A 24,577-nucleotide genomic window follows, 5' to 3' on the forward strand; every position below is an offset into this window, starting at 1 on the left:
GGCGACCCGCTATGTAATTAACGACGACCTTCAGCAATAGCGGTAACAGCTTGTAATTCAGCGGCTTCCTGCTCTTGCTGTTCCTGGCGCTCGCGCACGTCGAGGATCTGGTTGTTGATCAGACCTTCTTCGATTTCGCGCAGTGCGATTACGGTGGTTTTATCGTTTTCTTCCGGTACCAGCGGATCTTTGCCGCCTACCTGCATCTGACGAGCGCGACGCGCGGCGACCAGTACCAGGTCAAAACGGTTACCAATTTTCTCTACAGCGTCCTGAACAGTTACGCGTGCCATACTTTAAATGCTCCACAGGTGAAGAAATGACTGGGCATGATACTGAAAGTGGGTTCAGTCTGCCAATAATTTGCTGATTAAAGCGTCATGTCGCTGCTTTTGGCGGCTCATACGCAGACGTTCAGCGCGAAGGATGGTCTTAAAATCACCCAGCGCGGTATCGAAATCATCATTGACGATAAGGTAATCATATTCCGCGTAATGGCTCATTTCTGCAACTGCCTGAGCCATACGTTTTGCGATGACTTCTTCGCTGTCCTGGCCACGGCCACGCAGGCGACGGTCCAGCTCAAGTTTAGACGGCGGCAGAATAAAGATGCTGCGCGCGCCCGGCATGCTTTTACGGATTTGCTGCGCGCCCTGCCAGTCGATGTCGAGGAAGACATCAACGCCGGTCGCCAGTACCTGCTCGATAGCCTGACGCGAGGTGCCGTAATAGTTGCCAAAAACTTCCGCGTGTTCCAGAAACGCACCTTCGCCAATCATCGAACGGAATTCGTCGTGATTAACAAAGAAATAGTGTTCACCGTGCACTTCACCCGGACGCGGCGCGCGCGTGGTATGTGAAACAGAAACCTGGGAGTCGTACAACGGTTGGGTTTTTAATAAAGCCTGAATCAGGCTGGATTTACCCGCGCCACTTGGGGCGGAAACAATATAGAGCGTGCCTTGAGCCATGGTGTGTCTTTTGTATGTGATTATCGAAAGAGAACTTACATACGGGCCTATTATACACGGTGGCGCTGCACGACGTAGCCTTTGTCACACTTTTTGCGCCAGTTTCTTTCATTTTGCGCGTTGCTTTCCTGAATTATCCCTGCGTTGCAGCAATAAACCCATTTTCTCTGAAGCCTGCTCGGAAAACGGCGCACGGACGCTCGCTCCCTGAAAACGGCTGCGCTACAAACGGCGCGTTCGTATCGACGGAGAACACATATGAAGCCATGGATTATGGGTCTGGTTATGCTGTTAATGGGACCGGCGCAGGCCGTCTGTCCCGCCTGGTCGCCCGCGCGAGCCGGGCAGGAAATCGCCCTGCTACAGGGGCAAATTGCGCGCTGGAACGAGGCATACTGGCGGCAAGGCGCCAGTGAGGTAAGCGACGACGTTTACGATCAGCTTGCGGCGCGTCTGGCGCAGTGGCAGCGCTGTTTTGGCGCAGGGCCACCGGAAAGCGGCACGCTATCGCCGTTGAACGGAACGCTGAGACACCCCGTTGCCCATACGGGCGTGCGTAAGCTGGCCGATGAGCGTGCGGTAAAGCAGTGGATGCAGGGTAAAACGGGGCTGTGGGTGCAGCCTAAGGTCGACGGCGTGGCGGTGACGCTGGTTTATCGCGATGGGCTGCTATATCAGGCCATCAGCCGGGGAGACGGTCTGGCGGGTGAGGACTGGACGCCGCAGGCCAGGCGTATCCCATCGTTACCGAAGCGGGTTCAAGGGGCGCTGGCAAACAGCGTTTTACAGGGCGAGATATTTTTACGCGCCGAAGGGCATGTGCAGCAACAAATGGGCGGGATGAACGCGCGCGCGAAGGTCGCCGGTTTGCTGATGCGCCGTGGGCAGGATACGCCACTTTCCATGCTGTCGCTGTTTATCTGGGCGTGGCCAGACGGCCCCACGGCGATGTCCGAGCGCCTGAGGTTGCTGGCCGAGTCCGGATTCGAACTAGCTCAGCGTTATTCTCATCCCCTTGCCCGCGCTCAGGACGCGGTGGACTGGCGTGCACGCTGGGTAACCACGCCGCTGCCGTTCGCTACCGACGGTATTGTACTGCGCACGGACAAAGAGCCGGCCGGCGTTCAATGGCAGCCCACAAAGGGGAGTTGGGTCGCGGCGTGGAAATACTCGCCGGTTGGCCAGGTCGCGCAGGTTAACGGCATCCGTTTTGCCATTGGGCGCAGCGGGAAAGTCTCGGTAGTGGCAACGCTGGAACCGGTGCTGCTGGATGATAAATGGGTACGGAGGGTGAATGTGGGTTCGGTATCGCGCTGGCGAGGCCTCGATTTCACCGTCGGCGATCAACTGCTGGTCAGTCTGGCCGGGCAGGGCATTCCACGGCTGGATCGCGTGGTCTGGCGCGGGCTGGATCGCACCAAACCCGAGCCGCCGACGGGGGAATATCATTCGCTAACCTGTTATTTCCTGACGGACAGCTGCCGAGCGCAGTTTCTCGCTCGCCTGGGCTGGCTGTCTTCTCCACAGGCGCTTAATTTCCCAGGGATGGGCGAGTCGGCATGGCGTCGGCTGATGATAGCGCAGCCGTTCAGCCACCTGTTTTCATGGCTTGAGCTGACGGTTGCGGAGCTCAAGGCGACGCCGGGAATGACGCCGGAACGTGCCGGTATGCTGTGGCACCGTTTTGATATGGCTCGTCGCCAGCCCTTTCGCCAGTGGGTGAGGGCGCTGGGTGTACCGTTGCCTGAGGCGGCGCTCAGGGCGTCTGGCGACGCCTCATGGCGGCAGCTCATCGCGCGGGATGAACTGAGCTGGCAAACGCTACCCGGCGTTGGCTGGGAGAAAGCGCGTAGCCTGGTGGCTTTTCTTCATCATCCCACCATCGTGTCGCTGGCGGCGAAACTGCGTGCGCTGGGCGTAGCGGGGTTTGATTAGTGTGGTTCGTGCCGGTAGTAAAATACCGGTAGGCCAAGACGTAATCTCAGCGCCAGCATACGGGCGGTAAAGCCGAACAGAAGCGTAGAAATCACCACCACGTCGTGGTTGCTGACATAATGCTGTAGCGCCACGTAGAGCACGGCGGCGGCGAAGGAAATGCCCGCATAGAGCTCTTTCTGGAACACCAGCGGGATACGCTTGCAGAACATATCGCGCAGTACGCCACCGAATACGCCGGTAACAACGGCGGCAATCACGGCGATAATCGGGCCTTCGCCCATATCCAGCGCGATTTGCGCCCCAATGATCGAAAAGACAATCAGCCCGACGGCGTCGAGCACCAGGAACAGGCGGCGCAGGTGCGGCATCACTGGCGCGACGATAGTGGTGAGCACCGCGGCGACGGCAACGATGATGATGTATTCAGGGTGTTGTACCCAGCCGAGCGGATAGTGCCCCAGCAGCATATCGCGTACCGACCCGCCGCCCAGAGCGGTGGCTGTGGCAATGATAATGACGCCAAACGTGTCCATGCGGCGACGTCCGGCAGCCAGTGCGCCGGTCATGGCTTCGGCGGTGATGCCAATCAAATAAAGGATATGCAGTAACATAGAGGCTCCCAAAATGAACGAGCGGAGAGTAGCGATTTGTGCGCTTGGTCACGATTGAGATTTTCTAAGGTGAGTTGATTTAGATTAGTAAAACTAATTTATGCTGGCTTAATTGGCGTTGTGGTATGGGGTTTTGTGTTCTTAGATGATGATTTTCATCATTAGAAAATATAAGTCTCCATTACGCCGGCGAGATGAAAAGGCCACTTCTGTTGAAGTGGCCTGAATGAAGATTACTGATTACCGGTTTGCTCGCCGTACGGCAGCTTGTCGTAATCCGTCAACGCTTTCTTGTTGTAAGGGTTGCCAATCCAGCGGGTGCTTTCTACAAATTGCGGGCTGGTCAGCGCGCGGGTTGGATCAAAACCGTCGTAGCTCAGACCGGCCAGATCGGACCAGGTGTGGATCAGCTCTGAACTGCTGTATTTGCGGTTGACGTCCTGTGAGAAATCACGCGGGTGCGCGGCATGCCACTTTTCTGATGTCCACAGCAGGAACGGAATGGTGTACATGTGGCGCGTAGGATCTTGCTCATTACGACCCTGCGTTTTATGCGGCGGCGTGTCGTAAACCTCTTCCCCGTGATCGGAGAAGTACAGCAGGAAGCCGTTTGGATCTGTCGCCTTGTAGTCCTTAATCAGGCTGGAAACGACAAAGTCATTATACAAGTTGGCGTTGTCGTAGTTGTTGTAGGTATCTTGCTGATCCTTACTCAACCCAGCCGGCATGCCGTCAGTTCGACCCGCGAACTTGTTCCAGCTTTCAGGGTAGCGGTACTCGTAGTTAATATGCGTGCCCAGCAGGTGAACGATAATAAACTTCTTCGGTGCCGGGTCGGCCAGTACCTGCTTGAACGGTGCCAGGACGTTGGTATCGTATTCGCGGGCGCTCTGGGTACGCTGCTGGTTCATGTAGAACTGCTGATCCGTCTGCCGTGAGAAGACCGTCAGCATGGTATTGCGCGAGGTCATCGTCTGCTGGTTGGTGATCCAGAAGGTCTTATAGCCCGCTTGTTTCATCAGGTTCATCAGCGACGGTTTAGTCAGGTACAGATCCGGGTTCTGCTCGTTAGCGAAGGTCAGTGCCTGTTGCAGAATCTCAATGGTATAAGGACGAGACGTCACGACGTCATTGAAGACCGTGAAGTTCGGATCTGATTTATGCAGCGCATCCAGCTCCGGCGTGGTTTCACGAGGATAGCCGTAAAGGCTCATATGGCCACGCTGTGTTGATTCGCCAATCACCAATACCAGCGTACGCGGCGCATCGCCGGTGCTGTCTTTTAAATTTGCCAGCGGCGGCAGAGCGTGGTTGTCGTTCAGCAACTGCGTCAGGCTATTCAACTGATGGCGATACTGATAGTAGCCGGTAATAAATTGCCACGGTGCAGCAGGTGCCAGACGCGTTGATACGCCGTCCAGAACGTCGGCAAGGGGCTTATCTTTCATCACGACCCCGTTAACAATGGGGTTCAGAATCAGACCATACACCAGTGCAAAGGAGACCAGCCAGCGCCAGGGCGTTGGGATGTACACCGGGCGCAGACGTGTCCAAAGCAAAATGGCAGCCGCCGTATACACCAGCGCAACCAGCACAATCTTGAGGCTGAAATACTGGCTGAAGAATTCTCCGGCTTCATTGGTGTTGGTTTCAAACATCACAAATAAAACGCTTTGCGAGAACTCCTGCCCATAAATGACGTAATAGCTGATTGCGGCAAGTGATGCGGCCCACAGTACGACGCCAATAACCGCACCAATAAGGCGGGTTTTATTCGGGAAGAGGAATACCGGCGCCAGCCATAACAGGCTAAAGAGAATGGAATCTCTCAGGCCGGTGGAACCGCTGTAGCCTGTGGCATAGATGACAACCTGTAAGGCGGTAGAAAAGAAGCAAAAATACAATACGGCCCAGCCAAGGGCTTTCCAACTGAAAGCTGGCGTACTCTGAGTAGTCGTGAATTGCATAAGTTTAACTTTATTTGCAGTAAAGGCGGCCAGTTTAGCGACCAATGCTTAAGATATAATTAGATCGATATCAGGGCGTAAAAACAGATAAGCCCATTATCTAAAGGGATAAAGGTGCGGCGAAATTATCTGAGCAATACCGTTCTGCAATATCGTATCTTTTCCATAATCGCCCTTCCTGGAAGGGTGGCTCATCATGCAATGACGGTGAAAAAAAAGAAACTACCTGATATAAAAATGCCCGCAACGTGGCGGGCATGGTGTTTCAGTTTAACCGTCTGCTTTTATTCGATATTCTGAATCTGTTCGCGCATTTGCTCGATCAACACCTTCAGCTCAATGGCGGAATTTGTGACATCGGCATTGATCGATTTTGATGCCAGGGTGTTCGACTCACGGTTAAATTCCTGCATCATGAAGTCCAGACGGCGACCCACAGCCTCTTTTTTCTTCAGGATGTTATAGGTTTCTTTTACATGAGCTTCCAGGCGGTCCAGCTCTTCGGCCACGTCGATACGCTGCGCCATCAGCACCAGCTCTTGTTCCAGACGGTTGTTTTCCAGCTGTACCTCTGCGTCTTCCAGCTTGGCGACAAGGCGGTCGCGCTGCCATTGCAGAATTTCCGGCATATGTGCGCGCACTTTCGCTACTTCATCGCTGACGCCTGCGAGGCGCTGCTCAATCAGCGCTTTCAGCGCCTGGCCTTCGGTTTCGCGAGCAACGATAAAGTCGTCCAGCGTCGCATCGAGCGCGGTCAGGATTTCGGCAGCAATGGCGTCCAGATCTTGTTCCTGAGCGGCCATGACGCCCGGCCAGCGCAGAATATCGACCGGATTAATTTCACCTTCGTCGCTTTGCATTTTGACCCAGTTCGCGGCATTAACCAGCTGTTTAGCCAGCGTTTCGTTAAGGATCATCTCGCCCTGCGCGCTCGCATCGGGCTCAAAGCGCAAAGTACACTCTACTTTCCCGCGCGTAAGACGGGTACGCAGGCGCTCGCGCACAACAGGCTCGAGGCTGCGAAACTGTTCCGGCAGACGAAAATAAGTTTCGAGATAACGCTGGTTAACCGAGCGCAGTTCCCAGGCGGCGCTGCCCCACGAGCCCTTGATTTCACGGCGGGCATAGGCGGTCATACTGCGGATCATAGACGTTCCTGTTTCTAAAGGAGAGATGGGGGGATTATAGCCTTCGAGGGCTTATCAGGATAGGAATAAGCACCTTTAATACCCGTGATGCGCCATCCTTTTCACCATTCCTGCACGCTTCGCACGGCTCGCGCCCGATGAATTCGTTGCTCCCCTGCTGCCCTGATACAGCGGGAATGATTTTGTGTATAATGCGCAGCCACATTCGTTTCAAGCCGGAGATTTCTATCATGCGTCCAGCAGGTCGTAGTGCCAACCAGGTGCGTCCCGTCACCCTGACCCGTAATTATACAAAACACGCTGAAGGCTCCGTGCTGGTCGAATTTGGTGATACCAAAGTGCTGTGCACCGCCTCGATTGACGAAGGCGTACCGCGTTTCCTGAAAGGCCAGGGCCAGGGCTGGATCACCGCGGAATACGGCATGCTGCCGCGCGCGACTCACACCCGTAACGCCCGCGAAGCGGCAAAAGGCAAGCAGGGCGGCCGCACCATGGAGATTCAGCGCCTGATTGCGCGCGCGCTGCGCGCCGCAGTTGACCTGAAAGCGCTGGGCGAATTCACCATTACGCTGGATTGTGACGTTATTCAGGCCGACGGCGGCACCCGCACCGCGTCCATTACCGGTGCCTGCGTGGCGCTGGCGGATGCGTTGGGTAAACTGGTTGCTGCTGGCAAGCTGAAAACCAATCCGATGAAAGGGATGGTCGCGGCGGTTTCCGTGGGCATTGTGGGTGGTGAAGCGCTGTGTGACCTGGAATACGTCGAAGATTCTGCGGCAGAAACCGACATGAACGTGGTGATGACCGAAGACGGCCGCATTATTGAAGTGCAGGGCACCGCCGAAGGCGAGCCGTTCAGCCACGAAGAGCTACTCACCCTATTGGCCCTCGCCAGAGGGGGAATCGAATCTATTATTGCGACGCAGAAGGCGGCGTTAGAAAACTGATTTTTAAGGGCGACGTAGTCGCCCTTTTTTTTGTCTGAAATAAGTGAGATGAGGAGCGAATCCATGAAACCGTATCAGCGCCAGTTTATTGAGTTTGCGCTTAACAAGCAGGTACTTAAGTTTGGCGAATTTACGCTGAAATCCGGGCGCAAGAGCCCCTATTTCTTCAACGCCGGGCTGTTTAATACCGGGCGCGATCTGGCACTGTTAGGCCGTTTTTATGCCGAAGCGCTGGTGGATTCCGGTATCGAGTTCGATCTGCTGTTTGGACCGGCGTATAAAGGCATTCCGATTGCCACCACGACCGCCGTCGCGCTGGCGGAACACCACGATCGTGATTATCCGTACTGCTTCAATCGTAAAGAGGCCAAAGACCACGGTGAAGGCGGCAATCTGGTGGGCAGCACGCTGACCGGCCGCGTGATGCTGGTGGATGACGTGATCACCGCCGGGACGGCAATCCGCGAATCGATGGAAATTATTCAGGCTAACGGTGCGCAGCTCGCTGGCGTGCTGATCTCGTTAGATCGTCAGGAACGCGGCCGCGGCGACATTTCAGCCATTCAGGAAGTGGAGCGCGACTATGGCTGTGAGGTCATCTCGATAATCACCCTGAAAGATCTGATTGCCTATCTGGAAGAGAAGCCAGAAATGGCGGCGCATCTGGCGTCCGTGCGCGCCTATCGCGAAGCATACGGCGTGTAAAAAAATAGCCCGGCGCAGGCCGGGCTATTTTTTTGAGACTGATGACAAAGCCCGAAATGCCCGATGGCGCTACGCTTATCGGGCCTACGCGGACTGCCTAACTGATTGAAATCGACATCCTTTGTAGGCCGAATAAGTCGCTTGCGACGTCATCCGGCACTGCGCGGGCCATTTTGCGCTATTGCAGCTGAGCGACAATCAGCGGCCAGCGGGCGTCAAAATCATCCGTGGGCCGGTATTTAAATTCGCTGCGCACAAAGCGCGACAGCATCCCTTCACAGAAGGCCAGCAGCTGGCTTGCCAGCAGCGTTTCATCGGTTTCATAGCCTTCACCTTCGCGCATTCTCCGCTCGCGCAGTACCTGGCGCAGCTGCGCCTCAATGCGCTCAAAGAGCTGATTAATGCGGCCCTGTAAGCGATCCTGCTCGAACATGAGCGCGTGGCCGGTCAGGATGCGGGTGAGTCCAGGGTTGCGTTCACCGAAGCCCAGAATCAACAGCACAATCAGCCGCAAGCGCGCAGTGGTGTCTTTTTCATCTTTCAGAATCAGGTTGATACGGGTAATCAGGCTATCTTCGATAAACTCGATAAGGCTATCGAACATGCGGGTCTTGCTTGGGAAATGCCGGTATAGCGCCGCTTCGGAAACGCCTACGGAAGCGGCCAGTTTTGCCGTCGTGATGCGCTGGCTACCATCGCTGGACTCCAGCATCAACGCCAGGGATTGAAGTATTTCCTCGCGACGATTCCTTTTCGCAGTTTGCTTTTCTGCCATGTTCTAAAATACCCCTGAAAATAAAACACTTGTCAGGCGAGCATCCACACGGTGACCGCAACCATAACGTGCAGTGTTGTTTTTACATTATGACGCCGTGAGATACGTAAAAAACGGGCGCATCACATCCTGCGTGATGCGCCTGAGGGCGGTTTACTGACGCCCGGAGTGGCCGAAGCCACCTTCGCCACGGTCGGTGGCTTCAAACGATTCGACCAGATTAAACTCGGCCTGTACGACAGGAACAAATACCATTTGCGCGACGCGCTCGCCCGGCTCGATGGTGAAGGTCGTCTGACCGCGGTTCCAGATAGACACCATCAGCTGACCCTGGTAGTCAGAGTCAATAAGCCCCACCAGGTTACCCAGCACGATACCGTGCTTGTGGCCCAGGCCGGAGCGCGGCAGCATTACTGCTGCCAGAGACGGGTCGGCAATATGAATCGCCAGACCGGTCGGCAGTAAGGTGGTTTCACCCGGCGCCAGCTCTACGGCGTCATCAAGACAGGCGCGCAGGTCGAGGCCTGCTGAGCCAGCGGTGGCATAGGTCGGCAGCGGGAACTGCTGGCCAATACGCGAGTCCAGAATCTTAACGTCGATTTTTTTCATCATAACGGGTAACGATCTCGTCCAATAATAGTTGGCCCAGGAGTGACTTACTGGCGAGCGGTAAACGCTTCTCGCCGTCCTGCCAGAAAAGGTGCAATGCATTGTTATCGCTATTAAAGCCTTGATTTGACTGCGATACATCATTGGCGCAAATCAGATCAAGGTTTTTGCGGCTACGCTTTTGCCGCGCATATTCTTCCACATTATGCGTTTCGGCGGCAAACCCTACGACATAGGGACGGTGCTCTTTCAGCGCTGCAACGCCGGCGACGATATCCGGGTTTTTCACCATTTTTATTGTGAATTCATCACCCTGGGTATCTTGTTTCTTAATTTTTTCTTCTGCAATGACCGCCGCACGATAGTCTGCAACGGCGGCACAGCCGATAAAAATCTGCTGCTGCGTAACGCCAGCCTGGACGGCGGCGTTCATCTCTTCAGCCGTTGTCACATCAATACGTTGCACGAAGGCTGGCGTCGGCAGCGACACCGGCCCGCTGACCAGCGTAACGTTCGCCCCGCGTTGGGCGGCGGCCTCGGCAATCGCAAACCCCATCTTGCCGGAGCTGTGGTTGGTGATGTATCGCACCGGGTCCAGCGGCTCGCGAGTCGGGCCGGCGGTAATCATGATATGCAGATGTTGCAGATCTTTGACGGGGGCAAAATGGGCGGCGGTCATGTCGACGATGGTCATCGGGTCGAGCATTCGGCCGGGGCCGATATCACCACAGGCCTGGCTGCCGCTGTCCGGCCCCCAGATAAGCAAATTGCGCGAGGCGAGTACGCTAAGGTTGTGCTGCGTCGCTGCGGCGCGGTACATCTGCTGGTTCATTGCCGGCACTACCGCCACCGGCGATGGCGTGGCAAGGCAGATGGTCGATACCAGGTCGTTCGCCATCCCGGCGGCGACGCGGGCAATCAGGTCGGCCGTGGCGGGGGCGAGGATGACGAGGTCCGCCCATTTGCCCAGCTCAATATGGCCCATTGCGGCTTCTGCGGCCGTATCGAGCAGGCTGTCGGAGACCGGGTAGCCGGAAACCGCCTGCAGGCTCAGCGGGGTGATGAAGGCTTTCGCCGCGTCGGTCATGGCAACGCGCACATCTGCGCCGCGTTCGCGCAGGCGACGCACCAGCTCTGGCGTTTTATAAGCAGCAATACCGCCGCTGACGCCAAGAACAATTTTCTTACCGGCCAGGCTCATCATGATTCTTTCCTGTTAGAGGGACACCAGAATTCGCGCATTTTATCACAATCCTGGCGGGGTCGTGCGCTTACGGCAACGACACTTTGCGAGGCGTTACGCAAGGCCGGAATCTGCGCCTCGCCGCGTTGGCCCTGCAATGTCAGGATGAAGGCAGCCCTATTGAAATGGAGAGCTTACGACCATGATGCCGCGCGAGAAAATGCAGCGATACGGTATTGAGACGCTGACGGATGTTGAATTATTAGCGCTTTTTTTACGCACCGGCACGCGTGAAAAAAGCGTCATGCGCTACTCTCATGACCTGCTGCGCCATTTTGGATCGCTGTACGGCCTGCTTTCGGCGTCGGAAAAAGAGATAACGCATATCGATGGTATGGGGATTGCCAAGTATGCTCAGTTGAAGGGCATTGCCGAACTGGCGCGCCGCTACTTTAGCCTACGCGTGCTGTCAGAGGAGTCGCTGTTGAGCCCGGAGATGACCCGCGAGTTTCTGCAAAGCCAGCTTGCCGACGAAGAACGAGAAATTTTTGTGGTTATCTTCCTCGATAACCAGCATAAGGTGCTCAAGCACTGCCGACTTTTTTCTGGCACCTTGAGCCATGTTGAGGTGCATCCGCGCGAAATTGTACGAGAAGCCATCAAAGTGAACGCGGCGGCGGTGATCCTTGCACATAATCATCCATCGGGTAATGCAGAACCCAGTAAATCAGACAGACTTATTACCGAAAGGGTGGTAAAATGTTGCCAATTCATGGATGTACGTGTGCTGGACCATCTGGTTATTGGCCGCGGTGAATACGTTTCTTTTGCCGAACGCGGCTGGATTTAGCGGATTATTACGCGATCCACCGGGATCTTTGTCTGTTCGGGACTTGAGCATATCGCCGGGTCAGCGTATACTACGCCACCTTTGAGAATCTCGGGTTTGGCATTTGGGCCTGGCAATCGGGGGTTCACTTAGAACCGTCGTGACCGGGCTTTACAGCCTGACGAGGCGCCGATACCCCATACGAAGCTCGAGCTAATTTGATTTTTGGAGAATAGACATGTCCCGAGTCTGCCAAGTTACTGGCAAGCGTCCGGTGACCGGTAACAACCGTTCCCACGCACTGAACGCGACTAAACGCCGTTTCCTGCCGAACCTGCACTCTCACCGTTTCTGGGTTGAGAGCGAGAAGCGTTTTGTCACCCTGCGCGTATCTGCTAAAGGTATGCGTGTAATCGATAAAAAAGGCATCGATTCAGTCCTGGCTGAACTGCGTGCCCGTGGCGAAAAGTACTAAGTACTTAGAGGAAATAAATCATGGCTAAAGGTATTCGTGAGAAAATCAAGCTGGTTTCTTCTGCTGGTACTGGTCACTTCTATACCACCACGAAGAACAAACGTACTAAACCGGAAAAACTGGAACTGAAAAAGTTCGATCCAGTTGTCCGTCAGCACGTTCTGTACAAAGAAGCTAAAATCAAATAATTTTAGTTTCGATGTCACGAAAAACCTCGCTTCGGCGGGGTTTTTTGTTTTCTGCGCGTCCCCATAATAGAAGCATCTGTATTTGTGACGGAGACGCTATGCCTGAATTACCCGAAGTAGAAACCAGCCGCCGGGGTATTGAGCCTCACCTGGTCGGTGCGACCATCCAGTATGCTGTCATTCGCAACGGTCGCCTGCGCTGGCCCGTCTCCGATGAAATCTACCGCCTGAGCGATAAACCCGTACTCAGCGTCCAGCGACGCGCCAAGTACCTGCTGCTGGAGTTGCCTGACGGCTGGATTATTATCCATCTGGGGATGTCGGGGAGCCTGCGAATTTTGACGCACGAGCTACCGGCAGAAAAACACGATCATGTAGACCTGGTGTTGAGTAACGGCAAAGTGCTGCGTTACACCGACCCGCGCCGTTTTGGCGCCTGGCTATGGACGCCGGTGCTGGAAGGCCACAGCGCGCTCGCTCATCTGGGCCCTGAGCCGCTCAGCGACGAATTTAACGCGGGCTACCTGCTGGCGAAGTGCGCGAAGAAGAAAACGGCGATTAAGCCCTGGCTGATGGATAACAAGCTGGTGGTGGGCGTGGGTAATATTTACGCCAGCGAATCGCTGTTTGCCGCACGGATCCATCCTGATCGGCTGGCCTGTTCGTTATCGGCGGAAGAGTGCGAGCGGCTGGTCGCGGCGATCAAAGCCGTGCTGCAACGATCGATTGAGCAGGGCGGAACCACGCTGAAGGATTTCCTGCAAAGCGACGGTAAGCCGGGCTATTTTGCACAGGAGCTACAGGTGTACGGACGGAAAGGCGAGCCGTGTCGGGTGTGCGGTACGCCAATTATTGCCAGTAAACATGCGCAGCGGGCGACGTTTTATTGTCGACAGTGTCAGAAGTAGCGCCCGCCGGGGCGATGCCCGGCCAGCGTTGACGCGTTGTTACTTAAGCTTTTCCATCAGCGCCTGATGCACGTGCTGTGGCAGGAAGTGCGTCACGTCACCGGCGTGGCGCGCGACCTCTTTCACCAGCGACGATGAAATAAACGACCACTCTTTTGACGGCATCAGGAAGACGCTTTCCAGTTCAGGCATCAGGTGGCGGTTCATGTGCGCTAGCTGCATTTCGTATTCAAAGTCGGCCACGGCGCGCAGGCCGCGAATCAGAATATTGGCCTGCTGGCTGCGGGCAAAATTGGCCATCAAATCGCTGAACCCGAGTACCTCGACGTTGCCCAGGTGCGCGGTAGCCTGCTGGGCCAGGGCAACGCGTTCGTTTAAGTCGAACATCGGTTTTTTGCTGGGGCTGGCCGCAATGGCGAGGATCACCCGATCGAACATGCAGGCTGCGCGGGTCACGATATCAAGGTGACCGTTAGTGAAGGGATCGAAAGTGCCCGGATAAATTGCCCGTTTTTGCATAATCATCCTCAATGCGTTTTCGGTGGCAGGTACGGCTCCAGGAGTTGTAGCAAGCGCTGCAGCGCGCCCTGGTTCTGATACAGGACCTCAACGGCATGACGGCCATAGAAACTGCGGTAATCCGCGTCGCCCAGCAAAGAGGAAACCTCTTTTTCAAGGCTTTCGGCATCGGTAACGGTGATAAGACCGCTCGCCTGTTCCAGACGCGCGCAAATGTCTTTGAAGTTAAACGTATGCGGCCCCATCAGCACGGGAATGGCGTGCGCTGCGGCTTCCAGCGGGTTATGGCCGCCGCGTTCGACCAGCGAGCCGCCAACGAACGCCAGGTCGGCAATTCCGTACAGCAGCATCAGCTCGCCCATAGTATCGCCAATTACCACCTGCGTCGCGGCGGAAGGGACTTCGCCGGAGGAACGGGTTGTGTAGCTCAGGCCAGCCTGACGGGTGAGATTGATGGCGTCCGGAAAACGTTCCGGATGGCGCGGCACCAGAATCAGCAGCAGATCCGGGTAGTGCTTCAGCAGCGCTTTGTGGGCGGCAATGACGATACTCTCTTCGCCTTCATGCGTGCTGGTGGCAATCCACACCGGCCGGCGCGGTGCCCACTGGCGGCGCAGCGTTACCGCTTTGGCAGCCAGCTGCGGCGTGACGGAAATATCAAACTTCAGGCTGCCAGTGATGGTGACCTGATTATTTTTCGCGCCCAGCGCCACAAAACGCTGGCCGTCTTCTTCATTCTGCGCCGCAATCAGCGTAATACGCTGCAGCAGCGTCCGCACGAATGACCCTAATTTGGCGTACCCGGCAGCCGAGCGCTCGGAAAGGCGCGCGTTGGCGATCACCAGCGGAATATGGCGGCGATGCAGTGCGGCAATCAGGTTTGGCCACAGCTCCGTTTCCATAATCAGCACCAGCTTAGGGTCGATTTTATCGAGGAAACGGTTAAGGGCATCGGGTAAATCGTACGGCAGATAAACGTGCTGCACGTCTTTGCCAAATGCTGACTGGACGCGCTCGGAACCGGTGGGGGTCATCGTGGTCACAGTAATCGGCAAATCGGGGTAACGGTGGCGCAGCGCGCGCACGAGCGGAATGGCCGCCAGCGTTTCACCTACGGAAACGGAGTGCAGCATAATCCCGCCGGGCTTAAGCGGCTGGCGATAAAAACCGTAACGTTCACCCCAGCGTTTTCGGTAGGCCGGAGCCTTACGTCCGCGCACCCAAAGCCGTATCCAGATAAGGGGCTGAATAAGGTAGAGAAGGGCGGTGTAAAGCAGTTCAAGCATAATAAATAGCTGAGTTATGAATGTGCTGTGGATTCTAAGTATTTAACTGAGGCTTTACCATTACTTTTGCTGTTTTTGGTCTAAATTATCCACAGTGCAGGGGCTTGCCGTGGATATCACTACTTATCACCCTTTTTTATGCTGTTCATTGCGGTTAACGCCTCTGGATATGTGGGGATGAACGTCGCGGAAGTTATCGCGATGGATAAGGTATTACTGCCATGATTTATAAAGAAAAATGACTTTATAAAGGCAAAATGCATCCGGTTCGGATTGCGGCGCAAGAAGTGGTACACTAGCGCGGCAAAAAGCGTGCATTTCCGGTCATTGGCCGTAAGCGCGCTTTGTGCCTGTTTTTAGCGGAAAACCTCAACCAAAGAGTCGCGTGTGGATAAGCCATTTCGAAAAATACTGGTCATTAAAATGCGTTTTCACGGGGATATGTTATTAACGACCCCCGTTATTAGCACGCTGAAGCGCCATTATCCTGAGGCGAAAATCGACGTCCTGTTGTATCAGGATACGATCCCTATTTTGTCTGAAAACCCTGAAATTAACGCGCTGTATGGTATTAAAAACAAGAAAGCAAAAACGACAGAGAAAATTACCAACTTCGTCAGTTTAATCAGAGTACTGCGGTCGAATAAATACGATCTGGTCGTCAATATGGCCGACCAATGGATGGTGGCCGTGCTGGTGCGCTTGCTGAATGTCCCGATGAGCATTTCGCAGAATTATCAGCATCGGCAGTCGGCGTTCTGGCGCAACAGTTTTACTCACCTGGCCCCGCAGAAGGGCGAGAATGTCGTGGAAGCGAATCTGTCAGTGCTGGCACCGCTGGGGCTTGATTCGTCTGTTGCCGAAACGACCATGAGCTACAACCCGGCGTGCTGGACGCGCGTGCGCGGCGAGCTGGATAAGGCCGGCGTTGGCGAGCGCTACGTGGTGATCCAACCGACGGCACGGCAGATTTTTAAATGCTGGGAAAATGAGAAGTTCGCAAAGGTGGTGGATGCACTTCATCAGCGCGGCGTTGAGGTAGTGCTGACGTCGGGCCCGAGCGCCGAGGATTTAGCCTGTATCAAGGCGATCGCACAGGGCTGCGAGCGGCCGCCGGTCACCGCTTTAGCCGGAAAAATGACGTTTCCCGAACTGGGGGCGCTTATCGACCATGCGGCGCTGTTTATCGGCGTTGACTCCGCGCCGGGCCATATTGCGGCGGCGGTAAAAACGCCGTTGATTGCGCTATTTGGTGCCACTAATCATATCTTCTGGCGCCCGTGGTCGGACAATATGATCCAGTTCTGGGCCGGCGACTATCGCCCTATGCCGCCGCGTGAGCAGCGTGACCGTAATGAAATGTACCTTTCGGTTATCCCGGCAGAAGATGTGATTGCCGCGATTGATAAAATACTGCTCGCGGGTCACGGCGAGCCTGTAACCGGCGAGGAATTATGATCGTTGCTTTCTGTTTGTATAAGTATTTCCCCTTCGGCGGCCTGCAGCGCGATTTTATGCGCATTGCGCAGACCGTGGCGGCCCGCGGTCATCAGGTGCGCGTATATACGCAATCCTGGGAGGGAGAGTGCCCGCAGGCGTTTGAGCTCATCAAGGTTCCGGTCAAATCCCATACTAACCACGGCCGTAACGCGCAATATTATACGTGGGTGCAAAACCATCTGCGTGAACATCCGGTGAGTAGAGTCGTGGGCTTCAATAAAATGCCCGGTCTGGACGTCTATTACGCCGCCGACGTGTGCTATGCCGAAAAAGTCGCGCAGGAAAAAGGGTTCTTTTATCGCCTGACTTCGCGCTATCGTCACTATGCGGCCTTTGAGCGGGCAACGTTCGAGCACGGCAAAAACACGCAGCTGTTGATGCTGACGGACAAGCAAATTGCCGATTTCCAGAAACACTATCAGACCGAGTCAGCACGCTTTCATATTCTGCCGCCGGGCATCTATCCAGACAGAAAATACAGCCAGCAGATCCCGGACGCCCGTCAGGTGTACCGGCAGAAGAATGGTCTGACCGAGTCGCAAAACGTGCTGTTACAGGTGGGTTCGGACTTCACGCGTAAAGGCGTTGATCGTACGCTGGCCGCGATGGCCTCGCTGCCGGAAAGCGTGCGCCATAACACGCAGCTGTTTATTGTCGGGCAGGACAAACCGGGGAAATTTGCCGCGCAGGCCGAAAAATACGGTATTCAGCGCAATGTGCATTTCTTTTCCGGCCGCAACGACGTGGCGGAGCTGATGGCGGCAGCTGATTTGCTGTTGCATCCGGCCTATCAGGAAGCCGCGGGAATTGTGCTGCTGGAGGCCGTGACGGCCGGCCTGCCGGTATTAACAACCCGCGTATGCGGCTATGCCCACTACATTGCGGACGCCAACTGCGGCGCGGTAATGGATGAGCCTTTCCGCCAGGAAGCCTTAAATGAGGTTCTCCTCAAGGCGTTAACCCAGCCGGCGCTGCGCGCAGCATGGGCGGAAAATGCGCGCAATTATGCCGATACACAAGATTTGTACAGTCTGGCGGACAAAGCGGCAGATATCATAATAGGTGATTTGGATGGTTGAGCTGAATGAACCGCTGGCCACGCTGTGGCGCGGAAAAGATGCCTTTGAGGAAGTGAAACACCTGCAGGGTGAAGTCTTCCGCGAGCTGGAAACGCGCCGTACGCTGCGCTTCGAGCTGGCGGGCGGCAGCTATTTTCTGAAATGGCACCGCGGCACCTCCCTTAAAGAGATCGTGAAGAACCTGATTTCGCTGCGTATGCCGGTGCTGGGCGCCGATCGCGAGTGGAACGCGATTCATCGCCTGCACGACGTGGGGGTTGATACTATGCACGGCGTTGGTTTTGGGGAGAAAGGGTTGAATCCTCTGACCCGCACCTCATTTATCATTACCGAAGACCTGACGCCCACCATCAGCCTTGAGGATTACTGCGCCGACTGGTTAGCGAATCCGCCTGCGCCCGCGCTGAAACGCATGCTGATTAAGCGTGTGGCGACGATGGTGCGAAAAATGCATCTGAGCGGCATTAACCATCGCGACTGCTATATCTGCCATTTTCTGCTGCACCTGCCGTTTAGCGGCGCCGAAGAAACGTTAAAGATTTCGGTGATTGACCTGCACCGTGCGCAAATTCGCGATCGTGTGCCGCGCCGCTGGCGCGATAAAGATCTTATCGGGCTCTATTTTTCGTCAATGAATATCGGGCTGACCCAGCGCGATGTTCTGCGCTTTATGCGGGTGTATTTTGCTAAGCCGCTGAGAGAGGCGCTGCGAGAAGAGCAGGCGCTTCTGGCTAAAACCGAAGAAAACGCGAATAAAATCAAAGAAAGAACGATAAGAAAGTCGTTGTAAACGCTGAGGCAGAGCATGGCAAATACGTATTTAAATGCGCAGGAGATGATCAAAGAAAGCATCATCTTTGATGAGCGCGAAACGGCAGAGGGCACGTCACCGCTGCCGGTTGCTTACGGGATTGATAAGAACTTTCTTTTTGGCTGCGGCGTCTCGATTGCTTCCGTTCTGCTGCATAACCGCGACAGCGATTTTATTTTCCATGTCTTTATCGACACCGTTCCGGAAGCCGAAAAGCAGCATTTTGCCCAGTTGGCGAAGGACTATAAAACCTGCATTCAGATTCATATTGTCAACTGCGATCGTCTGAAGGCTTTTCCGACCACCAAGAACTGGTCCGTGGCGATGTATTTCCGCTTTATCATCGGCGACTATTTCATCGGTCAGCAGCCGCGCGTGCTGTATCTGGATGCCGATATTGTGTGCCAGGGAAGCATTAAGCCGCTGGCTACGCTGTTATTAGGCGATAGCGTAGCGGGCGTGGTACCGGAACGTGATAAAAAGTGGTGGCGGTCACGCAGCCAGAGTCTGGAATGCCCGGCGATTGAGAACGGTTATTTTAACTCGGGCGTGTTGCTGCTGAATATTCCGGCATGGGCCAGCGAGTCAGTATCCAGCAAGGCTATGTCGCTGCTGTCCGATAAAAACGTGACGCGCAAGCTGAGCTTTATGGATCAGGATATTCTGAACATCATTCTGGCCGGGAAAGTGACTTTTATCGAGGGGAAATACAACACGCAGTTCAGCCTTAACTATGAGCTGAAGACGGCCTTTGTTAACCCCATTAACGATGGCACCGTGTTGATCCACTACGTTGGGCCCACCAAGCCGTGGCATAACTGGGCTAACTACCCCAGCGCAACGCCGTTCCTCAAGGCAAAGGCGGCTTCGCCGTGGCAATCTACGCCGTTGCTCAAGCCGAATAACGCAAACTACGCGCGCTATTGTGCTAAGCATAATTTCAAGAATAATCAGCCTGTTGCTGGCGTTATGAACTACATTTACTATTTTTATCTGCGGCTGGTGAAGTCGCGTTAGGCTACGTAGCGCACGCCTGGCAGGGGTAAATCAGCACATTGGCAGTTGGGTCATAATCCTATTTTGGTGGCAGTCTTATGAGCGGCAAATTGCACGGCATCACAACCGAAGACATTAACGAAATCAAACGTCACAGGACCGCTGAAAGCAGCATTATTTTCCTTTCTGGTCCCTCCTCACTGAAAACGCCATTGAGCCTACTGGCGGCATCAGACGTTATTTCGGTCAACGGTTCGGCCCGCTACCTGCTGGATAACAATATTCAGCCGTTTATTTATGTGCTGACGGATTCGCGTTTTTCTCTGCAGCGTAACGATGATTTCCGCGAGTTTGTGCAAAAGAGTAAATACACCATTGTCAATGGCGAGGTTTACGATAACGCCTCCGCGGAGGATAAGCGCTTCATTGACGATCGCGGTTTCGTGATTCGCTCTTTATATCAGCGGGAGAAAGGCGGCTTCTTTAAGAAACTGAAATTTACGCTGATGGCGAAGCTGGATGAAAACATCCTGATTTCGGTCCCCATGTCGAAAAAGAAACGTCTGGTGGGCTTTAGCCGCGATATCTCTCACGGCTATTGCTCGTGCCATACGGTGGCGTTTGCTGCGCTGCAGGTTGCCTACAGCCTGGGCTATAAGAAAATCGTTCACTCCGGGCTGGATTTAGTGGATACCTGCACGCGTTTTTATGACGAAGAACATAACCCGCAGCCGTCGGAGTTGAGCCGTGATTTAGGTAAAATCCTGCCATTTTATGCCTTTATGCGGGAGAAGGTGCCGGATATTAACGTCTACAACCTCTCTGACAACACCGCCGTCAGCTATGATCTGGTGCCTTTTATTACGCCGGAAGAGGTGTAGCCGGGTCAGAAAAATAAAAAAGGCTGCATTCGCAGCCTTTTTTATTTAGTGCTGTTGGCTTCGCGCCTTCAGCGTGAGCGCAATGCCCAACAGCATCGTCAGGTTCTCTATGCTGACGGTCTCAAAGGCACCGCGGACGAACAGGTTGCCGACCAGGATTAACCCGATCAGGAGCCACGCCTCTTTAATAATGCCCTGGCTTGCCCGGTAGCCTTTGACTGCTTCCGTCAGCAGTGAGATCAGCAAATACCAAACGGCAAACAGGCCCAATAAACCACCGGCATACCACATCGACAGCGTCAGGTTGTGCGGCCCGATGGACTGTTTAAAGAACCACTGCGGATAGTCGTGGACCCGGCTGTTATATACCCGGTAGAAGATATCTTCACCGTAGCCGTAGCCCTTTATTGGGTTTTCCATAATGAGATCCAGCGCCGAACCCTGCGTACCGCCGCCGTAGCGGTAGGAGCTGGAGGTTTGCTGCATCTTATGGAACAACAACTTAAAGGCGTCCCGATCTTTCAGATAGCCGGTGACCAGCACGCCACCGAGCAGCACGGCGGCAAGCAGCGGTAGTTTCCATTCTCGCTTAATGACGCACCAGATAAATGCTGGGATTAGGATGGCTAACCAGGTACCACGCTGCAGCGTACCCACAATCATAAAGCCCATCACGCAGGCGATCGCAAAGAACAGTACTCTGGCTTTGGTCGTTTTGAAATTCCAGAGGAATAAAAATGCGGGAGCCATAAAGATTAAAATATCTGAGCGGTACTTATGCGCAAAGTCGGTTAACGGCATAATCCCTTGCTGATATTCGCGGTAGTACTGCCAGCCGTCGGCTATCGCCAGCGGCAGAATGCCGACGATCAGCGAGTAAATCAGGGTCCTGGCGACATTCTCTTTACTTTCCTCATGCAGCAGGATGGGGATAAGCAGCGTCATCAGCAGCAGTTTTTCCAGCACGGTATTGGCAAATTTACTCAAGCTGTAGGCCGGATCGACGGAAATTGCCACGGCATAGACACACACGGCCACAAAGCACAGAAGGGCATAGGTCAGGTTATTTTTAAAAATACTTAGCAGCTGTGTTTTTTTCTTAGCTACATAATATAGTGCAGTAATCAGCATTAACCCGGTGACTGCATGCTTATAACGGGTAATATGGTCAAAAAAGTTCATTATAATAAATAATGAAACTAACCCACGATTCCATATGGATTGCCAGCATGCTTCCTTATGCTTAACGAATGCTAAAAAATTCATCAAAATACCCTAAAAAGATCACCAGGACTGTATTTTCCGCAGCTCGTGAAGTACCGCGAGCGCGTCAAGCGTTGTTAAATCTTGTGATGCTGAACAGCACGCCACCTGGTTCTTACCGTATCCCCCAATTAATCCAGGGTCGGTTGGCCCATACAGCGTGATATTTGGGCGATCCAGCGCCGCGGTTAAGTGGCTTAATCCGGTATCCACTGAGACAACAAATTCTGCCCCTGCCAGCTCGTGTGCCACTTTCTCCAGGCTCAGGCGCGGCAGGACTTCTACATAATCAAATCCCTCTGCCAGGCGTTTTGCGCGAGCTTCCTCGTGCGGCGCGCCCCAGGGGAGCTTGATGCGCAGCCCGCTCTCTTTTAACAGGCCAATCAGTTCGCGCCAGTGGCTCTCCGGCCAGTGTTTATCGTCGCGAGTGGTGGCGTGCAGGAAGACGCAGTAAGGCGCTTCTGCTGGCGCAAGCGTTGCCAGAAAATGCTGGGCGATCGCGTAGTCACCCTGCGTATCGGGCTTGGCATAACCGAGGCTTTTGGCAAACAGCTCGCGGGTGCGCTCTACGGCGTGCTGCTGTTTGGCAATAGGGTGACGACGGTTATAGAACAGGCTGGCCAGCGGTTCGCGGGCGCTGCTCCAGTCCATGCCGTGCTTCACGCCGTGCGCCAGCCGGGTGACCAGCGCGGCGCTTTTTACCAGCCCTTGGGCATCGATGATGGCGTCATAATTCACCGCCTGAACGGCGTCGCGAAAGGCTTTGCGCTCGGCCTTGATGGGGGCAGAGAACCACGCTTTACGCCAGCGGCGAATGGCGACCGGAATCACGCGGTCGACGGCATCGTGCCAGGAAGGGATTTGGGCGAAGCCTTCTTCCACGACCCAGTCAAAGCGGATGCCGGGAATGGCGTGCTGCGCGTCGGTTAACGCCGGTAGCGTGTGCAGGACGTCGCCCATCGAAGAGGTTTTGACAATCAACACCCGCATGCGTCAGGCTTCCTCACTCGACAGCAGCGCGTTGAGCTCTTCGCGAACGCGCGCCGGGGTGATATCGATCAGGCTCTGATGATAACCCTGCGCAGCGTCGCCTTTACGCACCTTGTGGTAGCCGGTAATGAGTCGGATGACGCGCGCTTTGTTAGACAACGGCGGCGTAAAGTCCGGGCTGCTGGGGCCGTACAGCGCGACCAGCGGGCGGTTAAGCGCTGCGGCCACGTGCATCAGGCCTGAGTCGTTGGTCACGATCGCCTTACAGGCGGCAATCAGCACCACGGCCTGCTCCAGCTGGGTTTCCCCGGCCAGATTGCGGCACCAGCCTTTTTGTTCGTCGCTCAGCGCGGCGATAATCTCATTACCCGCGTCGTGATCTTTCGCCGAGCCGAACAGGACAATCTGATTGCCTTCGTCAATCAGCTGTTTTGCCAGCGAGGCGTAGTGATAGTGCGGCCAGCGTTTAGCCGGGCCAAACTCGGCGCCGGGACAAAAACCGATCATCGGGCGATCGCCGGAGAGCGAAAATGCGTTACAGGCCAGCGATTTCTCGCCCTCATTCACCTGTAATTGTGGCCACAGCAGCGGCTGTGGCAGATCTTTCGCGCAGCGCATTACGCCTTTGTCATAGGCCAGCGCCACGTAGCGCTCGACCATCAGCGGCCAGGCCGCTTTGTCCAGTACCCGTGCATCGTTCAGCAGGCCATAGCGCATCTCGCCGCGCCAGCCGGTGCGCAGCGGGATGCCGGCAAAGAACGGCACCAGTGCCGATTTAAAGGAGTTAGGCAGAACATAAGCGCGGTCATAGCGCCGTTCGCGCAGGCTATGACCGAGCTTGCGCCGTTCGCCAATTTCCAGCGCGCCGTGCCCGAGCGGCATGGCGATCGCTTCATTGACTTCCGGCATCCGCGATAACAGCGGACGGCACCACGCGGGTGCCATCACGTCGATTATCGCCTGGGGATAGCGCGCCTTGAGCGTGCGATAGAGACTTTGCGACATCATCATGTCGCCCACCCATGACGGGCCGACCACCAGAATTTTCATGCTGACTTCTTACGCGTCGCGGTTCAACCAGGCCATATATTCCGTTACGCCTTCGGCGACGGTCTTGAACGGCTTATCGTAGCCAGCGGCGCGCAGATTCGTCAGGTCGGCCTGAGTAAACGCCTGGTAGCGACCTTTCAATTTATCCGGGAACGGAATGTACTCAATGCTGCCTTTTTTGTGGAACGCCAGCGTGGCATCTGCCACCGCCTGGAAGGATTCCGCACGGCCGGTACCGAGGTTGAAGATGCCGGATTTACCGTTTTCCCAGAACCACAGGTTTACCGCTGCCACGTCGCCGACGTAGACGAAGTCGCGCTTAAAGCCGTCGCTGCCTTCAAACAGTTTCGGGCTTTCGCCGTTGTTCAACTGAGTGTTCAGGTGGAACGCGACGCTCGCCATGCTGCCTTTATGCCCTTCGCGCGGGCCGTAGACGTTGAAGTAGCGAAAACCGACGATCGGCGAGTTGGCTTCCGGCATGATGCGGCGCACGTACTCGTCAAACAGGAATTTAGAGTAGCCGTAGACGTTCAGCGGTTTTTCAAACTCGCGGGACTCGATGAAGTCGCTGGTACGGCCGCCGTAGGTGGCGGCGGAAGAGGCGTACAGGAACGGGATTTCACGCTCCAGGCAGTAGTGCAGCAGCTCTTTGGAGTACTGATAGTTGTTGTCCATCACGTACTTACCGTCCCACTCGGTGGTGGAGGAGCAGGCGCCTTCATGGAACACGGCTTCAATATCACCGAACTCTTCACCGGCCAGAATCTGGATCAGAAAATCTTCTTTATCCATATAGTCGGTGATATCAAGGTCAACCAGGTTCACGAACTTGGTGCCGTCTTTCAGGTTGTCCACTACCAGAATGTCGGTAATGCCTTTGTCATTAAGCGCTTTCACGATGTTGCTGCCGATAAAGCCAGCGCCGCCGGTAACGATAATCATAACTGT

Annotated in this window: 26 protein-coding genes; 12 read left to right on the plus strand and 14 right to left on the minus strand. The window is 55.0% G+C overall.

Going from position 1 to position 24,577, the window contains the following annotated elements; translation table 11 throughout:
- Positions 1 to 17: 17 nt before the first annotated feature.
- Together rpoZ and gmk are read right to left on the minus strand one after the other, a co-directional pair.
- Positions 18 to 293, minus strand: a complete 276-nt coding sequence (rpoZ, locus tag H7R56_RS00825) for a DNA-directed RNA polymerase subunit omega (protein WP_000135058.1) — start codon at positions 291 to 293, stop codon at positions 18 to 20.
- A 54-nt stretch (positions 294 to 347) separates the two neighbouring features.
- Positions 348 to 971, minus strand: coding sequence for a guanylate kinase (gmk, locus tag H7R56_RS00830; RefSeq protein WP_106924947.1), 624 nt, complete (start codon positions 969 to 971; stop codon positions 348 to 350).
- Between the two features lie 258 nt (positions 972 to 1,229).
- Here gmk and ligB point away from each other — a divergent pair, with 258 nt between their 5' ends.
- Positions 1,230 to 2,906 (plus strand): NAD-dependent DNA ligase LigB, encoded by a 1,677-nt coding sequence (gene ligB, locus H7R56_RS00835; protein WP_106924948.1) that lies wholly within the window; start codon positions 1,230 to 1,232, stop codon positions 2,904 to 2,906.
- Here ligB and H7R56_RS00840 read toward each other — a convergent pair.
- From H7R56_RS00840 to H7R56_RS00850, 3 genes are all read right to left on the minus strand, one after another.
- Positions 2,903 to 3,520, minus strand: a complete 618-nt coding sequence (locus H7R56_RS00840; RefSeq protein WP_106924949.1) for a trimeric intracellular cation channel family protein — start codon at positions 3,518 to 3,520, stop codon at positions 2,903 to 2,905. The genes ligB and H7R56_RS00840 overlap by 4 nt on opposite strands.
- Positions 3,521 to 3,753: 233 nt before the next feature.
- The gene (locus H7R56_RS00845; protein ID WP_106925180.1) at positions 3,754 to 5,487 is read right to left on the minus strand and encodes a phosphoethanolamine transferase CptA; all 1,734 of its coding nucleotides are present in this window, start codon (positions 5,485 to 5,487) and stop codon (positions 3,754 to 3,756) included.
- A gap of 284 nt (positions 5,488 to 5,771) precedes the next feature.
- Positions 5,772 to 6,635 (minus strand): YicC/YloC family endoribonuclease, encoded by an 864-nt coding sequence (locus H7R56_RS00850; RefSeq protein WP_106924950.1) that lies wholly within the window; start codon positions 6,633 to 6,635, stop codon positions 5,772 to 5,774.
- 230 nt (positions 6,636 to 6,865) lie between these two features.
- Between H7R56_RS00850 and rph the strand changes: the two genes are divergently transcribed.
- Together rph and pyrE are read left to right on the plus strand one after the other, a co-directional pair.
- A complete protein-coding gene (gene rph / locus H7R56_RS00855) occupies positions 6,866 to 7,582 on the plus strand; it encodes a ribonuclease PH (RefSeq protein WP_106925181.1) in 717 nt (238 codons plus the stop codon).
- Positions 7,583 to 7,645: 63 nt separating this feature from the next.
- Positions 7,646 to 8,287 (plus strand): orotate phosphoribosyltransferase, encoded by a 642-nt coding sequence (pyrE, locus tag H7R56_RS00860; RefSeq protein WP_106924951.1) that lies wholly within the window; start codon positions 7,646 to 7,648, stop codon positions 8,285 to 8,287.
- Between the two features lie 178 nt (positions 8,288 to 8,465).
- Here the strand turns inward: pyrE and slmA are convergent, their stop codons facing one another.
- The 3 genes from slmA to coaBC form a co-directional block, all read right to left on the minus strand.
- The gene (gene slmA, locus H7R56_RS00865; RefSeq protein WP_106924952.1) at positions 8,466 to 9,062 is read right to left on the minus strand and encodes a nucleoid occlusion factor SlmA; all 597 of its coding nucleotides are present in this window, start codon (positions 9,060 to 9,062) and stop codon (positions 8,466 to 8,468) included.
- 153 nt (positions 9,063 to 9,215) lie between these two features.
- Positions 9,216 to 9,674 carry a dUTP diphosphatase gene (gene dut / locus H7R56_RS00870; RefSeq protein ID WP_035895829.1) on the minus strand — a complete coding sequence of 153 codons (459 nt, stop codon included), beginning with the start codon at positions 9,672 to 9,674 and terminating at the stop codon, positions 9,216 to 9,218.
- Positions 9,652 to 10,872 carry a bifunctional phosphopantothenoylcysteine decarboxylase/phosphopantothenate--cysteine ligase CoaBC gene (gene coaBC / locus H7R56_RS00875; RefSeq protein ID WP_182928669.1) on the minus strand — a complete coding sequence of 407 codons (1,221 nt, stop codon included), beginning with the start codon at positions 10,870 to 10,872 and terminating at the stop codon, positions 9,652 to 9,654. The genes dut and coaBC overlap by 23 nt, the downstream gene beginning before the upstream one ends.
- Positions 10,873 to 11,056: 184 nt before the next feature.
- Here coaBC and radC point away from each other — a divergent pair, with 184 nt between their 5' ends.
- The 4 genes from radC to mutM all read left to right on the plus strand — a co-directional run bounded on the left by radC (position 11,057) and on the right by mutM (position 13,254).
- A complete protein-coding gene (radC, locus tag H7R56_RS00880; RefSeq protein WP_106924953.1) occupies positions 11,057 to 11,704 on the plus strand; it encodes a RadC family protein in 648 nt (215 codons plus the stop codon).
- 217 nt (positions 11,705 to 11,921) lie between these two features.
- Positions 11,922 to 12,158: a 50S ribosomal protein L28 gene (rpmB, locus tag H7R56_RS00885; protein ID WP_106924954.1), complete on the plus strand. Its 237-nt coding sequence runs from the start codon at positions 11,922 to 11,924 to the stop codon at positions 12,156 to 12,158.
- A 20-nt stretch (positions 12,159 to 12,178) separates the two neighbouring features.
- Positions 12,179 to 12,346 carry a 50S ribosomal protein L33 gene (gene rpmG / locus H7R56_RS00890; protein ID WP_003024094.1) on the plus strand — a complete coding sequence of 56 codons (168 nt, stop codon included), beginning with the start codon at positions 12,179 to 12,181 and terminating at the stop codon, positions 12,344 to 12,346.
- A 98-nt stretch (positions 12,347 to 12,444) separates the two neighbouring features.
- Positions 12,445 to 13,254 carry a bifunctional DNA-formamidopyrimidine glycosylase/DNA-(apurinic or apyrimidinic site) lyase gene (gene mutM / locus H7R56_RS00895; RefSeq protein ID WP_106924955.1) on the plus strand — a complete coding sequence of 270 codons (810 nt, stop codon included), beginning with the start codon at positions 12,445 to 12,447 and terminating at the stop codon, positions 13,252 to 13,254.
- Between the two features lie 39 nt (positions 13,255 to 13,293).
- Here mutM and coaD read toward each other — a convergent pair whose 3' ends face one another.
- Positions 13,294 to 13,773: a pantetheine-phosphate adenylyltransferase gene (coaD, locus tag H7R56_RS00900; RefSeq protein ID WP_106925183.1), complete on the minus strand. Its 480-nt coding sequence runs from the start codon at positions 13,771 to 13,773 to the stop codon at positions 13,294 to 13,296.
- Between the two features lie 8 nt (positions 13,774 to 13,781).
- Positions 13,782 to 15,059 (minus strand): lipid IV(A) 3-deoxy-D-manno-octulosonic acid transferase, encoded by a 1,278-nt coding sequence (gene waaA, locus H7R56_RS00905; protein ID WP_106924956.1) that lies wholly within the window; start codon positions 15,057 to 15,059, stop codon positions 13,782 to 13,784.
- Positions 15,060 to 15,446: 387 nt separating this feature from the next.
- Here waaA and rfaQ point away from each other — a divergent pair, with 387 nt between their 5' ends.
- The 5 genes from rfaQ to waaZ all read left to right on the plus strand — a co-directional run bounded on the left by rfaQ (position 15,447) and on the right by waaZ (position 20,326).
- Positions 15,447 to 16,517 carry a lipopolysaccharide core heptosyltransferase RfaQ gene (gene rfaQ / locus H7R56_RS00910; protein ID WP_106924957.1) on the plus strand — a complete coding sequence of 357 codons (1,071 nt, stop codon included), beginning with the start codon at positions 15,447 to 15,449 and terminating at the stop codon, positions 16,515 to 16,517.
- Positions 16,514 to 17,638, plus strand: a complete 1,125-nt coding sequence (locus H7R56_RS00915; protein ID WP_106924958.1) for a glycosyltransferase family 4 protein — start codon at positions 16,514 to 16,516, stop codon at positions 17,636 to 17,638. The genes rfaQ and H7R56_RS00915 overlap by 4 nt, the downstream gene beginning before the upstream one ends.
- The gene (gene rfaP, locus H7R56_RS00920) at positions 17,631 to 18,428 is read left to right on the plus strand and encodes a lipopolysaccharide core heptose(I) kinase RfaP (protein WP_106924959.1); all 798 of its coding nucleotides are present in this window, start codon (positions 17,631 to 17,633) and stop codon (positions 18,426 to 18,428) included. The genes H7R56_RS00915 and rfaP overlap by 8 nt, the downstream gene beginning before the upstream one ends.
- Positions 18,429 to 18,443: 15 nt before the next feature.
- Positions 18,444 to 19,466, plus strand: a complete 1,023-nt coding sequence (waaO, locus tag H7R56_RS00925) for a lipopolysaccharide 3-alpha-galactosyltransferase (protein ID WP_106924960.1) — start codon at positions 18,444 to 18,446, stop codon at positions 19,464 to 19,466.
- Between the two features lie 77 nt (positions 19,467 to 19,543).
- Positions 19,544 to 20,326 carry a 3-deoxy-D-manno-oct-2-ulosonate III transferase WaaZ gene (gene waaZ, locus H7R56_RS00930; RefSeq protein WP_106924961.1) on the plus strand — a complete coding sequence of 261 codons (783 nt, stop codon included), beginning with the start codon at positions 19,544 to 19,546 and terminating at the stop codon, positions 20,324 to 20,326.
- A 45-nt stretch (positions 20,327 to 20,371) separates the two neighbouring features.
- Here waaZ and rfaL read toward each other — a convergent pair whose 3' ends face one another.
- The 4 genes from rfaL to rfaD are packed head-to-tail and all read right to left on the minus strand — an operon-like array spanning position 20,372 to position 24,571.
- On the minus strand, positions 20,372 to 21,592 hold the full coding sequence (gene rfaL, locus H7R56_RS00935; protein WP_106924962.1) for an O-antigen ligase RfaL: 1,221 nt from the start codon (positions 21,590 to 21,592) through the stop codon (positions 20,372 to 20,374).
- A gap of 18 nt (positions 21,593 to 21,610) precedes the next feature.
- Complete coding sequence (rfaC, locus tag H7R56_RS00940) at positions 21,611 to 22,579, minus strand: lipopolysaccharide heptosyltransferase RfaC (protein ID WP_106924963.1); 969 nt, start codon at positions 22,577 to 22,579, stop codon at positions 21,611 to 21,613.
- 3 nt (positions 22,580 to 22,582) lie between these two features.
- Positions 22,583 to 23,629 (minus strand): ADP-heptose--LPS heptosyltransferase RfaF, encoded by a 1,047-nt coding sequence (gene rfaF / locus H7R56_RS00945; protein WP_106924964.1) that lies wholly within the window; start codon positions 23,627 to 23,629, stop codon positions 22,583 to 22,585.
- Between the two features lie 9 nt (positions 23,630 to 23,638).
- Entirely contained in the window at positions 23,639 to 24,571 is a 933-nt protein-coding gene (gene rfaD, locus H7R56_RS00950) for an ADP-glyceromanno-heptose 6-epimerase (protein ID WP_106924965.1), read from the minus strand.
- Between the last annotated feature and the right edge of the window lie 6 nt (positions 24,572 to 24,577).

This window comes from Klebsiella sp. WP3-W18-ESBL-02, from assembly GCF_014168815.1.
GTDB lineage: Bacteria > Pseudomonadota > Gammaproteobacteria > Enterobacterales > Enterobacteriaceae > Kluyvera > Kluyvera ascorbata_B.

Bases quoted from the DNA above. Each gene is read 5' to 3' on its own strand.
- radC (WP_106924953.1), top strand. From the start codon at position 11,057: ATGATGCCGCGCGAGAAAATGCAGCGATACGGTATTGAGACGCTGACG.
- rfaP (WP_106924959.1), top strand. From the start codon at position 17,631: ATGGTTGAGCTGAATGAACCGCTGGCCACGCTGTGGCGCGGAAAAGAT.
- rfaL (WP_106924962.1), bottom strand. From the start codon at position 21,592: ATGAATTTTTTAGCATTCGTTAAGCATAAGGAAGCATGCTGGCAATCC.
- waaO (WP_106924960.1), top strand. From the start codon at position 18,444: ATGGCAAATACGTATTTAAATGCGCAGGAGATGATCAAAGAAAGCATC.
- rfaD (WP_106924965.1), bottom strand. From the start codon at position 24,571: ATGATTATCGTTACCGGCGGCGCTGGCTTTATCGGCAGCAACATCGTG.
- coaD (WP_106925183.1), bottom strand. From the start codon at position 13,773: ATGCAAAAACGGGCAATTTATCCGGGCACTTTCGATCCCTTCACTAAC.
- rph (WP_106925181.1), top strand. From the start codon at position 6,866: ATGCGTCCAGCAGGTCGTAGTGCCAACCAGGTGCGTCCCGTCACCCTG.
- gmk (WP_106924947.1), bottom strand. From the start codon at position 971: ATGGCTCAAGGCACGCTCTATATTGTTTCCGCCCCAAGTGGCGCGGGT.
- coaBC (WP_182928669.1), bottom strand. From the start codon at position 10,872: ATGAGCCTGGCCGGTAAGAAAATTGTTCTTGGCGTCAGCGGCGGTATT.
- mutM (WP_106924955.1), top strand. From the start codon at position 12,445: ATGCCTGAATTACCCGAAGTAGAAACCAGCCGCCGGGGTATTGAGCCT.
- rpmG (WP_003024094.1), top strand. From the start codon at position 12,179: ATGGCTAAAGGTATTCGTGAGAAAATCAAGCTGGTTTCTTCTGCTGGT.
- H7R56_RS00840 (WP_106924949.1), bottom strand. From the start codon at position 3,520: ATGTTACTGCATATCCTTTATTTGATTGGCATCACCGCCGAAGCCATG.
- H7R56_RS00850 (WP_106924950.1), bottom strand. From the start codon at position 6,635: ATGATCCGCAGTATGACCGCCTATGCCCGCCGTGAAATCAAGGGCTCG.
- waaA (WP_106924956.1), bottom strand. From the start codon at position 15,059: ATGCTTGAACTGCTTTACACCGCCCTTCTCTACCTTATTCAGCCCCTT.
- rfaF (WP_106924964.1), bottom strand. From the start codon at position 23,629: ATGAAAATTCTGGTGGTCGGCCCGTCATGGGTGGGCGACATGATGATG.
- H7R56_RS00915 (WP_106924958.1), top strand. From the start codon at position 16,514: ATGATCGTTGCTTTCTGTTTGTATAAGTATTTCCCCTTCGGCGGCCTG.
- slmA (WP_106924952.1), bottom strand. From the start codon at position 9,062: ATGGCAGAAAAGCAAACTGCGAAAAGGAATCGTCGCGAGGAAATACTT.
- rpoZ (WP_000135058.1), bottom strand. From the start codon at position 293: ATGGCACGCGTAACTGTTCAGGACGCTGTAGAGAAAATTGGTAACCGT.
- rfaC (WP_106924963.1), bottom strand. From the start codon at position 22,579: ATGCGGGTGTTGATTGTCAAAACCTCTTCGATGGGCGACGTCCTGCAC.
- H7R56_RS00845 (WP_106925180.1), bottom strand. From the start codon at position 5,487: ATGCAATTCACGACTACTCAGAGTACGCCAGCTTTCAGTTGGAAAGCC.
- waaZ (WP_106924961.1), top strand. From the start codon at position 19,544: ATGAGCGGCAAATTGCACGGCATCACAACCGAAGACATTAACGAAATC.
- dut (WP_035895829.1), bottom strand. From the start codon at position 9,674: ATGATGAAAAAAATCGACGTTAAGATTCTGGACTCGCGTATTGGCCAG.
- pyrE (WP_106924951.1), top strand. From the start codon at position 7,646: ATGAAACCGTATCAGCGCCAGTTTATTGAGTTTGCGCTTAACAAGCAG.
- rpmB (WP_106924954.1), top strand. From the start codon at position 11,922: ATGTCCCGAGTCTGCCAAGTTACTGGCAAGCGTCCGGTGACCGGTAAC.
- ligB (WP_106924948.1), top strand. From the start codon at position 1,230: ATGAAGCCATGGATTATGGGTCTGGTTATGCTGTTAATGGGACCGGCG.